Source organism: Achromobacter sp. 1011791174, from assembly GCF_059760925.1.
In genome coordinates this window covers 1-12,098 of record NZ_JCBANH010000137.1, presented here as the reverse complement: position 1 = coordinate 12,098, position 12,098 = coordinate 1, and the positions used below count along the sequence as shown (strand labels likewise).

Annotated in this window: 8 protein-coding genes and 1 tRNA gene; 6 read left to right on the top strand and 3 right to left on the bottom strand. The window is 69.6% G+C overall.

The annotated features are described in order from the left end of the window. Positions 1-68: 68 nt before the first annotated feature. Positions 69-1,094, bottom strand: a complete 1,026-nt coding sequence (gene adhP, locus AC6LJ5_RS28520; RefSeq protein ID WP_498142270.1) for an alcohol dehydrogenase AdhP — start codon at positions 1,092-1,094, stop codon at positions 69-71. Between the two features lie 196 nt (positions 1,095-1,290). On the opposite strand from adhP, the gene AC6LJ5_RS28515 reads away from it, so the two are divergent. Next, positions 1,291-1,680 (top strand): ribbon-helix-helix domain-containing protein, encoded by a 390-nt coding sequence (locus AC6LJ5_RS28515; protein ID WP_103275762.1) that lies wholly within the window; start codon positions 1,291-1,293, stop codon positions 1,678-1,680. A 69-nt stretch (positions 1,681-1,749) separates the two neighbouring features. Here AC6LJ5_RS28515 and pbpG read toward each other — a convergent pair whose 3' ends face one another. Next, positions 1,750-3,069 (bottom strand): D-alanyl-D-alanine endopeptidase, encoded by a 1,320-nt coding sequence (pbpG, locus tag AC6LJ5_RS28510; protein WP_498142269.1) that lies wholly within the window; start codon positions 3,067-3,069, stop codon positions 1,750-1,752. A gap of 324 nt (positions 3,070-3,393) precedes the next feature. Then, a tRNA-Arg gene (locus AC6LJ5_RS28505) sits at positions 3,394-3,468 on the bottom strand. Between the two features lie 435 nt (positions 3,469-3,903). Here AC6LJ5_RS28505 and AC6LJ5_RS28500 point away from each other — a divergent pair. From AC6LJ5_RS28500 to AC6LJ5_RS28480, 5 genes are all read left to right on the top strand, one after another. After that, a complete protein-coding gene (locus AC6LJ5_RS28500; protein WP_103275760.1) occupies positions 3,904-5,103 on the top strand; it encodes an MFS transporter in 1,200 nt (399 codons plus the stop codon). 36 nt (positions 5,104-5,139) lie between these two features. After that, positions 5,140-5,301 (top strand): hypothetical protein, encoded by a 162-nt coding sequence (locus tag AC6LJ5_RS28495; protein WP_498142268.1) that lies wholly within the window; start codon positions 5,140-5,142, stop codon positions 5,299-5,301. A 93-nt stretch (positions 5,302-5,394) separates the two neighbouring features. Then, a complete protein-coding gene (locus AC6LJ5_RS28490; protein ID WP_498142267.1) occupies positions 5,395-8,061 on the top strand; it encodes a PD-(D/E)XK nuclease family protein in 2,667 nt (888 codons plus the stop codon). Then, complete coding sequence (locus AC6LJ5_RS28485; RefSeq protein ID WP_498142266.1) at positions 8,062-11,511, top strand: UvrD-helicase domain-containing protein; 3,450 nt, start codon at positions 8,062-8,064, stop codon at positions 11,509-11,511. Between the two features lie 17 nt (positions 11,512-11,528). Continuing rightward, a complete protein-coding gene (locus AC6LJ5_RS28480; RefSeq protein WP_498142265.1) occupies positions 11,529-11,927 on the top strand; it encodes a VHL beta domain-containing protein in 399 nt (132 codons plus the stop codon). The last annotated feature ends 171 nt before the right edge of the window (positions 11,928-12,098 follow it).

Sequence of the window (12,098 nt, the reverse complement as noted above, 5' to 3'; positions counted from 1 at the left end):
CGCTTCGCGTCATCCCGGATCCGCTTTTTTTGGCGAACCCCGCGCGTGTCGCGCCGGGAAGGCCGTGCTCAGGCGAAGTCCAGCACCACGCGGCCCTCGATCTGGCCGCTGCGCATGCGGTCGAACACGTGGTTGATGTTCTCCAGCCGTTCGGTCGCGACCGTGGCGCGCACCTTGCCCTCGGCGGCGAATTGCAGCGATTCCTGCAGGTCCAGCCGCGAGCCGACGATGGATCCGCGCACGGTCACGCCATTGAGCACCATGTCGAAGATCGACAGCGGGAAATCGCCGGGCGGCAGGCCGTTGAGCGCGACAGTGCCGCCGCGCCGCACCATGCCCAGCGCCTGCTCGAAGGCCTTGGGCGAGACGGCGGTGATCAGCGCGCCGTGGGCGCCGCCGATCTCGCGCTTGAGGTAGGTGGCCGGGTCCGTGGTCCGCGCGTTGACGGCCACCTCGGCGCCTAGCTTGCGGGCCAGCTCCAGCTTGGCGTCGTCGATGTCGACGGCCGCCACGTTCAGGCCCATGGCGCGGGCATACTGCACCGCCATGTGGCCCAGCCCGCCGATGCCCGAGATCACCACCCAGTTGCCCGGGCGCGTGTCCGTCATCTTCAGGCCCTTGTACACGGTGACGCCGGCGCACAGCACGGGCGCGATGTCCACGAAGCCGATGTTGGCGGGCAGCAGCCCCACGTAGTCGGCCGCGGCCAGCGCATATTCGGCGAAGCCGCCGTTGACTGAATAGCCGGCGTTCTGCTGCTGTTCGCACAGCGTTTCCCAGCCGCCCAGGCAATGCTCGCAATGGCCGCAGGCGGAGTACAGCCAAGGTATGCCGACGCGGTCGCCTTCCTTGACGTGGGTGACGCCGGCGCCTACGGCCACCACATGGCCCACGCCTTCATGGCCGGGAATGAACGGAGGGTTGGGCTTGACCGGCCAGTCGCCTTCCACGGCGTGCAGGTCGGTATGGCAGACGCCGCAGGCCTCGATCTTTACCAGCAGCTCGCCCGCGCCGGGTCGGGGCACCGCGACTTCCTCGATGGCCAGCGGCTTGCCGAACGCCCTGGCCACGGCGGCTTTCATGGTCTTGTCCATAGGATCCTCCGTTGTGTGGTCGATATTTCTATCGTCGGCCGTCTGGCCACGGACGGCCATGACATGGATCAAGATGCCGGCGTCGGGGACGGGGCCCGGCAGCGCCTTGCCGCTGCCGTGTCTATCGTCGTACATTGGACGGCGGGCGTCCCCGCCTGAATGGCACGCCGTTCCGTCCCTCGCATCCGGAGCTCCCATGTGTGAAATCTTCATCCGCGCCAGCGAGCAGTCCTATGCGCCGGAAACCCGTTCGCTGCGCCTGCACGGCGTGGCCACCAGCCTGCGGCTGGAGCAGCTGTTCTGGCAGGTGCTGGAGGAAATCGCCGGCCGCGACGGCATGCGGGTCACGCAGCTCATCGAACGCCTCTACGACGAGTTGATCGAATACCGCGGCCAGGCGGCCAATTTCACGTCCTTCCTGCGCGTGTGCTGCCTGCGCTACCAGCTGTTGCAGGCCGAGGGTCGCATTCCGCTGGACGCGGCGGTGCCGATCCGCTCGCTCAACGCCAAGGCCGTGCTGGAGGGCCTGCCCGCCACGCTCTATGACGCGCAGCCGCTGCCCTCCCGGCGACGCGCGGCCGCCTGATCCCGATGCAAAGGAAAAGGGCCCGATCATCTGATCGGGCCCTTTCGGTGTCTGGCGATTGCGCCGGTCTCAGCCGCCGGGCTGGGCCTGCGCCAGCGCGACTTCGCTCTGCACGATGCGGCGGATGCGTACCGCGTCGCCAATGCGCGAGAGCTTGCCCTGCGAGTCCAGCAGCACGATAGCCAGGTCGCGGCCGTTGATGCGGGCCAGCATGACCAGGCACTCGCCGGCCTCGTTGATGAAACCGGTCTTGGAGACCTTGATATCCCAGTCGGGCTTGCGCACCAGCAGGTTGGTGTTGCGGAAGGTCTGCGTGCGGTTGTTGATCTCGACGTCGTACTCGGTGTCGGTGGAGTAGCGGTGGATCAGCGGTCGCTGCGATGCGGCGCGCAGCAGGCGGGCCAGGTCGTGCGGCGAGGATACGTTGTCGCTGGACAGACCGGTGGGCTCGATGAAGCGCGTGCTGGTCATGCCCAGCGCCTGCGCCTTGGCGTTCATGGCGGCCACGAAAGCCGGCAGGCCGCCCGGGTAGTTGCGGCCCAGCGCGTTGGCGGCGCGGTTCTCGGAAGACATCAGCGCCAGGTGCAGCATGTCGCCGCGGCTCAGCCGGGTGCCCACGCGCAGGCGCGAGGTCGTGTGCTTGAGGCCGTCGATGTCGTCATCGGTGATCTCCAGCATTTCGTTCATGGGCTGGTTGGCATCCACCACCACCACGGCCGTCATCAGCTTGGAGATCGAGGCGATCGGGCGCACCACATTCTCGTTCTTGGCGAACAGCACGGTGGAGGTTTCCAGGTCCTGCACGTAGGCGGTGCTGGAGCGCAGTGCGGCGGCTTCGGCGCGCACCGACGATGCCGGCGGCGGCATGGCGGCCGAGGATGCCGCGGCGACCGCCGCCCGGCCCCGGCCGGGGTTGTTGGGCTTGTCGTTCTTGCCACCTTTGCCGCCCTTGCCGGCGGCGTTGGCCTTGGGCGTGCCTTTCTGCGCCACGGCGGCGGGTTTGCCGCCCTTGGGCGCGGCGGCCTTCTTGCCGGCCGGCTGCTTGGGCGCGGCGGCATGCTTGGGGGCGGGCGCCTTGCCCGCGGCCTGCTTGGAGGCGGGGCCCTTGCCAGCGGCTTGCTTGGGGGACGAGGCCTTGCCGGCGGCCTGTTTCGGCGATGCGCCCTTGCCGGCGGCGGGTTTGCCAGCGGCGGCTTTGCCAGCGCCGGACTTGGCGGACGGGGCGGGGGCTTTCTTGGCTTGTTGCGCCTTGCAGGCCGCCGATTTGGCGTTGGTCTTGCAAGGATCGGAATTTTTCGCGGCTTGCGCGGCGGGGGGCAGGAGCGCGCACATCGCCAGCGCCATGGGCGCTATCGCGTTCGCAATTGCACGTGTCCAGGTAAATGCCATGGTTTCAGCAGGCTTGTCAGTCTGTATAGAGATGTTTCGTACGCCGTTCGTCGGGCACTTCAAAAAAAGTCCAGATGAATTAGAGGCTTACGCGTCGAATTTAAACAGTAATTTCAAGTAGTAGGCAAGACGAATTACCATCATCGCCGAAAAAAATTATGGGGACGTATTGACGCCGGAAAGATTCGTCACAATTGGCGTCCCGAGACGCTACCGTCGCGCGGCGCGTGAGCGTAGCCCGGAATAACCCTCATCCTGCTGAACGCGGGCAATTTTCACGCGTGGCGGGAGGGCGCGGGGGAGGGGAACTGAAGGGGGATGAAGTGGCCTCGCCGGGTGGAATCGAACCACCAATTGACCCTTAGGAGGGGCCGGTTATATCCATTTAACTACGGCGAGACGGATGCTGGCGTGAGAGGCGCCAGTCCTGGCCTGGCGCCATGCGCCCGAGCCTCGATGCTGCGTTGAAACGTCCGGGAAAAGTGTAGCGCACCCGTATGGTCCGCCGTGTGTCGCCAGGGGCGCGCAAGCGCGTCACCGGCAACCCGGTCGTTTCAAGCCGGACGCAAGTCTATCAGCAGGACGGCCAAGCCCCAAATCGGAGCCGGATCTTGACGGCTCCGGCCCAAGCCGGCGCGGCGGAAAGCCACGGACGCGCCGCGCCGATCCGGCCAAGGACGATGCGGCGACAAGGATATTGCCGGGGCGGCGCCCGCATTTGTTTATCATGTTCATGTTTGCGCCCGGCCGGTCTGGCCCCAGGCGCCGCGCCGTCCCATGGAGGGGAGCGGCGTTTCGACAATCAATAATGATTCAATAAGAGACACGGCTTTCATGTCCAGCCAAACTGACAAGATTTCCATGCGCACCCTGATCCTGGGCACGCTGGTGGTGCTGCTCGCCATGGGCGTGCGGGCCACGTTCGGGCTGTTCATGCAGCCCATGGGGCTGGCCCATGGCTGGGGACGCGACGTGTTCTCGATGGCCTTCGCGCTGCAGAACCTGGTCTGGGGCGGCGCCTGTATCTTCATGGGCATCCTGGCCGACCGCTACGGCTCGGGCCGCACCATCGCGCTGGGCGCGGTGCTGTACATGCTGGGCATGATCGGCACGCGCTTCGCCACCGACGAGACCACGCTGTACCTGACAGCGGGCGTGCTGGTGGGGCTGGGCCAGGCCGGCACGACCTTTCCGGTGATCCTGCCCGTGGTGGCGCGGTCCGTGCCGCCCGCCTACCGCAGCACCGCGATGGGCATCGCCAGCGCCGGCGGCTCGATGGGGCAGTTCGCGGTGGTGCCGACCGGGCAGGTGCTGATCAACGGCCTGGACTGGCCGGGCGCGCTGTGGGTGCTGTCCCTGTTCGTGGCCTGCGCCGCGCCGCTGGCCTATTACCTGCGCGGTCGTCCGCAGGTCCATGCGGGTCCGCATCAGTCGCTGGCTGCGGCGGTGCGTCAGGCCGTGCGGCATCCGTCGTTCCATTTCCTGTTCTGGAGCTACTTCGTCTGCGGCTTCCATACCGCCTTCATCACGCTGCACCTGCCGGCCTATGTCACCGACGGCGGCCTGACGGCGGCGCAGGGGGCCACCGCGATTGCGCTGATCGGCCTGTTCAACGTGCTGGGTTCGTTCTATGCCGGCAAGCTGGGCGGCAAGTACAGCAAGAAGCGCTTGCTCGCCGTGGTCTACGGCATGCGCGCCTTCGGTATCCTGCTGCTGCTCTGGCTGCCGCTGTCGTCGTGGGTGCTGTACGTCTTCGCCGCCTGGATGGGACTGTTCTGGCTGGGCACGGTGCCGTTGACGCAGGGGTTGATCGGGCAGATCTACGGCCTGCGCTATGCGGCCACCCTGTCGGGCATCGTGTTCCTGGGTCATCAGCTGGGCAGCTTCGTTGGCGTCTGGCTGGGCGGCTACGCCTATGCCAAGACCGGCAACTACGATATGGTCTGGTGGCTGGGCGTGGTGCTGGCCGTGCTGGCCGCGCTGCTGTGCCTGCCAGTGCGCGAGCAGCCGGTGGCGCAGCCCGCCGCCGCCTGACGCGCATCCCCGTCCCGGCCGATCATGGAATCCGATATGAGCCCGCATCCGCCTGAAAGCAAGCTCCCGATCCGCCGAGGCTGGCGGATCGGGAGCGGCCTGGCGCTGGTCCTGGCGCTGGGCCTGGCGTTCTGGGGGTACACCACGCCCGACATGCAGATCCATTGGGAAAACCTGGCCGCGCTCTGCGGTTTTTGACTCGCCCGGACGCAAACAGGTCGCGGCGCTCGCGGTATCCTACGGCCTGGCCTTCTTTCGCCGCCGCGCGCGCCATGCTCGCGGCGGGTGCCCATGCAGGACGCACCGCTTTCCTATCCTGAACTGTCATTGCCGGATATCGGCGGCCTGCCAGCGGCCGGCACGTTGGTGCTGACCGTGAACAACCGCCTCGCCCGCCGCCTGACGCTGGAGCTGGCGGGCCTGTTGCGCGCCGAGCGGCAGGTCAGCGAGCTGCCGCGCATCGTGCCCCTGTCCGCCTGGCTGGCTGAGTCGGCTAATGAGCTGGCGTTCGACGCCGGCGGCGACATGCCCGCATATCGGCTGGACAGCTTCGCCACGCAGATGGTGTGGACCGAGGCGATCCGCGCCGAGGAGGCCGAGCGCGTGCTGCTGGACGCGCGCCAGGCGGCGCGGCTGGCCATGGACGCCGACCTGCTCATGGACGAGTGGGAGCTGCGCGTGCCATCGGGCGCGGACACCGATGAATACAAGGGCTTTGCCCGCTGGCGCCTGCGCTACCGCGAGGCCCTGGCCGAGCTGGACGCCGAGGATGCGAACCAGGGTTATGCGCGCGTGCTGGACGCGCTGGGCCAGGGCCGGCTGGCAACGCCGCAGCGGCTGGTGCTGGCCGGCTTCACCGAGGTCTCGCCGCGCTTCGCGCGCCTGCTGGACGCGTTCGCGGCCCAGGGCTCGGACATCGGCCAGTGGCGCGACGCGCAGCGCGCGCCCGCGCAGCCGCGTCGCTTCGAGGCCCCGGATCAGGGCAGCGAGTGGCGCGCCGCCGCGAGTTGGGCCGCGACGCAATTGCAGGTCCATCCGACAGGTCGCTACGCCATCGTCTCGCCGCAACTGGAAGCCGAATCCGTGTTCGCCCGGCGCGTGCTGGGCCAGGCGCTGGCCGGCCGCGACGGCGCGCCCGCGCTGGCGTTCAACGTGGCCGTGGGCCGGCCACTGGATGAATGGCCGATGGCGCGCGCGGCGCTGGCCTGGCTGCGCGCGCTGGCCGAATGCGCGGACGGCAAGGGCTGCGGCGTGCAGACGCTGGGCGCCGCGCTGCTGGCCGGCCATTGCGCCGGCGATGTGCGCGAGCGCTCGCGCCTGTCCGCCATCGCCGCGGGTCGATGGCGGCGCGATGCCCGCCAGCGCGTCAGCGCGCAGGAATGGCGCAGGCAGCTCTCGATGACGCCGGTATTGGCGCAGGCCTGGAACCAGGCCATGGACATCTGGACGCAAGGCGGCCGCAAGGCCAGTTGCGACGTATGGATGCCGCGCATGAAGGCGGCCCTGACGGCGCTGGGCTTTCCGGGCGAAGCCGCGCTGGACAGCGTGGCCTATCAGGTGATGGGCGCGCTGGGCGAGGCGCTGGGCAGTTTCTCGGCGCTGGCGCCGGCGGCCGGCAAGCTGGGCGGGCAGGCCGCCGTGCGCCTGTTGGAAAGCGTGGCCAGGACGGCCACCTTCCAGCCGCAGCGCGACCCGTCGGCGCGGTTGGACGTGCTGGGCCTGTTGGAGGCCGAGGGCGGTTATTGGGATGGGGTCTGGGTGCTGGGCCTGACCGACGACGTGCTGCCGGCCTCGCCCAAGCCCAATCCGCTGCTGCCGCTGGCGGTGCTGCGCCAGGCGCGCGCGCCGCGCGCCACGCCCGAACGCGAACGCGAATGGGCCGAAGGCATGTATGCGGCGCTGTGCCGCTGCGCGCCCGAGATCATTGTCAGCCATGCGCACATGGACGGCGAGCGAGAACTGCGCCCGTCGCCGCTGATCGCGGGCGCCGCGCCGCTGGACTGGACGCCCGCCCGGCCGGCGGCGGCCGAGCCCCTGCCGCAGGAGTCGCTGGACGACCGGCAAGGCCCGCCGCTGGCGCCGGGCGGCCGTGGCGGCGGCGGTCTGGACGTGCTCGACACGCAGGCGCGCAACCCCCTGTGGGCCTTCGTGCGCCACCGCCTCGGCGGCCGCGCGATGGCGGCCTATGCCGACGTGGCCGCCATCAGCGTGCGCGGACAGTTCCTGCATCGCGCGCTGGAACTGGCCTGGGGCATGCTGCCTGACCAGGACGCGCTGCACGCGGCCATGGCCGAGGCGCGGGTGGAGCCCCTGCTGGAGCAGGCCGTGGCGCAGGCCGCCGACGAGACCCTGACCGATTACGCCCCCGCGCTCAAGACGCTGGAATGCGAGCGCGCGCGGCGCGTGCTCGCCAACTGGCTGGACCTGGAGGCGCGGCGCCTGCCGTTCTCCGTCGCGCAGGTCGAGAAGGACCAGCAATGGCAGCGCGGCGCGCTGATGCTCAAGCTGCGGCTGGACCGCATCGACGCGCTGGACGACGGCCGCAAGGTCATCGTCGACTACAAGACCGGCGCGTCCGCCGCCAAGCCCGAACCCGACTGGTCGCGCCGCCGGCCCGTGAACGTGCAACTGCCGTTCTATGCCTCCGTGCTGGCTGACGCCTCTGGCGCCGAGGTGGCCGGGCTGGTGCTGGCGCAGATCCATGCGCGGCAGGTGGCGGCGCAGGGCCTGGCCGATGTCGACCTGGGCATGGCGGGCGTCACGCTGGCCGAGGACAGCAAGTATTTCGACGGCCTGTCCTGGCCCGAGATCCGCCAGCGCTGGCGCGAGGCGATCGAGGCGCTGGCCGACGAATACGCCGCGGGCGTGGCCCCCAACGTGGCCTATCGTCGCGACGACCTGAAATACTGCGACGCCTTGCCGTTCCTGCGGCTGCACCTGGACGACGAGGACGCCTAGATGGCGGAACAAGAACGCCTGCCCCACGACCACGCCGCGCGCGCCGAGGCGCTGGACCCGTTGCGCTCGTTCCTGGTGCAGGCGCCGGCGGGATCCGGCAAGACCGAGCTGTTGACCGATCGCATCCTGGCGCTGCTGGCCACGGTGAATCGGCCCGAGGAGATCGTGGCCATCACCTTCACGCGCAAGGCCGCCTCGGAAATGCACGCGCGCGTGCTGAGCAAGCTGCGGCGCGGCCTGGAGCCCATGCCCGAGTCCATGCACGAGCGCCGCAGCTGGGAACTGGCGCGCGACGCGCTGGCGCGCAACGACGAGCTGGGCTGGCACCTGCTGGAGCACCCGGCGCGGCTGGCCATCCGCACCATCGACTCGTTCTGCGCCGGCCTGGTGCGCAGCATGCCCTGGCTGTCCGAGCTGGGCGGCATGCCGGAGATCACCGACGACGCGCGCGCGCACTACGAGGCCGCGGCCCGCGCCACGCTGGATCTGGCCGACGATTTCGAGGAAGTCCGCATCCTGCTGGAACACCTGGACGTGGATGTGCAGGCCGCCAAGGACGCCATCGCCGACATGCTCGGCCAGCGCGACCAGTGGCTGCCGCTGCTGGCCCACGGTTCGGACCGCGAGAGCATGGAGGAATGGCTGGCCGATGCCATCGGCGAGGACTTGCTGGCGCTGTCCGACGCCATGCCGTTGGGCTGGGCCGAGGCGCTGAGCGGCCCGGCGCGGCTGGCCGCGACGCAGCTGCAGGAGGGCGGGGAAGACAACAAGCTCGCGGCGCTGCTCGACTGGACCGACGAGTTGCCGCCCGACGCCTTTGCGCTGGACGCGTGGCGCGCGCTGGCCCATCTGCTGCTGACCGGCACCGGTTCGCTGCGCAAAACGGTCAACAAGAACCTGGGCTTTCCGGCCAAGTGCGCGCACAAGGAACCCTTCGTCGCCTGGCTTGAACGCGCCGATGCCGACGCGCCATGGGTGCGCAGGTTGGATGCCGCGCGCGACATTCCCGATCCCGCCTTCACCGACGCGCAGTGGCGGGTGCTGGGCGCGCAGCTCATGACCTTGAAGCTGGCGGTGGCGCAGTTGCGGCTGCGCTTCTCCGACACGGGCGAAATCGACTTCATCGAGATCGCCCAGCGCGCGGCGTCGGCGCTGGGCCATGCCGACGATCCCGGTGAACTGCTGCTGAAGCTGGATGCCTCGATCCGCCATCTGCTGATCGACGAGTTCCAGGACACCAGCCAGACGCAGCTGGACCTGTTGAGCACGCTGACCTCGGGCTGGCAGGAAGGGGACGGCCGCAGCCTGTTCCTGGTCGGCGACCCGATGCAGTCGATCTACCGCTTCCGCAAGGCCGAGGTGCGCTTGTTCCTGGAGGTCAAGGACAAAGGGATTGGTCTGCTGAAGCCGGAATTCCTGAACCTCACCGACAACTTCCGTTCGCAGGCCGGCGTGGTGAACTGGGTGAATCGTTCCTTCGTCGGCCTGATGCCGCGCAGCAACGATCCGATCGCGGGCGCCATCGCCTACAGCGCGTCGACGGCCTTTCATGATGCGCTGCCCGGCACGGCCGTCGAGTTCCATCCCGCCTGGTCGCGGGGCGACGCTGAAGCCGCCGAGCAGCAGGCCGAGGACATCGCGGTGACGCTGGTGCGGCAGGCGCTCAAGGAACACAAGGGCAGCAAGCATCCCGTGGCGGTGCTGGTGCGCGCGCGCAGCCATCTGGGCAACCTGACGCGCCGGTTGACGCAGGAGGGCATCAGCTGCCGCGCGGTGGACCTGGTGCCGCTGGCCCTGCGGCCGGTGGTGGCGGATCTGGTGCAACTGCTGCGGGCGCTGTCGCATCCGGCCGACCGGCTGGCCTGGCTGTCGGTGTTGCGCGCGCCGTTCTGCGGCCTGACGCTGACCTCGCTGCAACGCCTGTTCGGCGATGATCACGTCACGCCCGTGCCCGTGCTGCTGGAGCGGGCGCTGCGCGAACCTGATCCGGAGTCCGCCGCCTCGCAGACGCCCGTACAGGGCTCGCTGTTCGACGCGCCGCCCGCTGTGCGGGAGGACGAGGGCCGGGCCGGACCGCGCGCGCGCGACGTGCTGGGCGCGGACGAGTATGAACGCCTGCGCCAGGCCGCCGCCGTCCTGCTGGACGCGCGCAACGATTCCGGCGCCATGCCCTTCGCGGCCTGGGTCGAGGCCTGTTGGCGACGCCTCGGTGGTCCGGCGCTGTACACGGGGCTGTCCGTCGCCAATGACGCGGAAAGCCTGTTCCAGCTGGTCGAGCGCCTGGCGCCGCACGGTGCGATCGACATGGCCGCGCTGGAAGCCGGCATCGCGCGGCTGTTCGCCGCGCCTGACGCGGCCGGCGAGGACGGCGCGGTCGAGATCATGACCATGCACAAGTCCAAGGGCCTGCAATTCGAGACGGGCATCCTTTATGGCCTGCACCGCGCGCCGCGCGGTGATCAGGCGCCGCTGGTGCGCTTCGAGCAGAACGCCGACCGGGTGCTGTTCGGCCCGGTCAAGCCGCGCGCCGAGACCGAGGCCGATCCCGTATCCCGCTACCTGGGCGCGCGCGAGGCGCGCCGCGCGTCCTATGAGGTGGACCGGCTGCTGTACGTGGCCGCCACGCGCGCGCGCAAGCGCCTGCATCTGGTCGGCCATGTGTCGGTGGACGACGCCGGACAGGCCAAGGCCCCGCCAGCGGCCAGCCTGCTTGGCCGCCTGTGGCCTTGGCTGACGCCGCCCGAGCCGCCGGCGCGCGAGGGCGAGGCCGCGCGCCAAGCCGACGACGGCCCGGAATGGCAGGGCGAGCCCCTGCGTCGCATTTCCGCCGCCGGACTGGCGCAGCTGGCCGGCCGCGCCGAGCCCAGTTTCAGCCCGGGCTTCTCGGCTGGCGCGCGCGACGGCTGGGGCGACGCGGCCGAGCATCCCGCCTGGCAGCTGGAGGCCGGCTATGACGCCGCCATCGGCACGCTGGCGCACGCCTGGCTCGAACGCATCGGCCGCGACGGCATCGCCGCCTGGCCGGCCACGGCGCTGGCCAGCCGCCTGTCCGCCATGCGGCGCCAGCTGACCCGCGCCGGCATCCCCGCCAGTCAGGCCGACGCGGCCGCCGAAGCCGTGCTGGAAACGCTGCAAGCCACCTTGTCCGACCCGCGCGGCCAATGGCTGCTGTCCCAATCCGGCGCGCGCCGAGAATGGCCGCTGATCGACGCCGCCGGCAAGGTCTCCGTCATCGACCTGGCGCTCAGCACCGAGGACGGCTGGCTCATCGTCGACTACAAGACCGGCCGTTCCCAGCCCGGCGAATCCGCCGAGGCCTTTGCCGCGCGCATGCGCCAACGCCACGGCGAGCAGCTGCGCCGCTACTGTGCCCAGGTCACCGCCCTGGACGGCCGCCCGACCCGTGCCGCGCTGTACTTCCCCCGGGCGCGCGCGTGGATAGACCTTTGACCCAGGAGCCCCCGAGCATGCACTGTCCCGTCCCGCGCCAGAGCCGGCTCGTCGCCCTTTGTCTCGCGCAGTGCGTGGTCGTCGCCATCGTCGCGCTGCCCGCCGCCAGCCACGCCCTGTCGCCCGCCACCCACGCCGAGCGCACCTCCTGCGCCGGTGAAGGCAAGACCCTGCGCTCGCGCGACGCCGCCCGCCCGACCCAGGTCGAATTCATCAACCACGGCAAAGAAATCAAAACGATCTACTGGCTCAACTACGAAGGCCGCCGCGTCTACTACGCACGCCTGCAACCCGGCGACAGCTACATCCAGAAAACCTACGTCTCGCATCCCTGGGTCGTGACCTCCGACGACCTGGGCACCTGCGAAACCGCCGTGCTCCCCGTCCGCACCCCCAGCATCGCCATCCTGAACTAGCCATCCAGGCCAAGGCAAAGAGAGCAAGGCAGAGCCGGCAAGGCGATGCCGAGCAAGCAAGGCAAGCAAGGCAAGCAAGGCAAGCAAGGCAAAGCGAGCAAAGCAAGGCAAAGCGAAGCAAGCCACCCAGGCAAAGCGAAGCGAGCCAAAGCGGGCAAGCGAAGCAAAGCC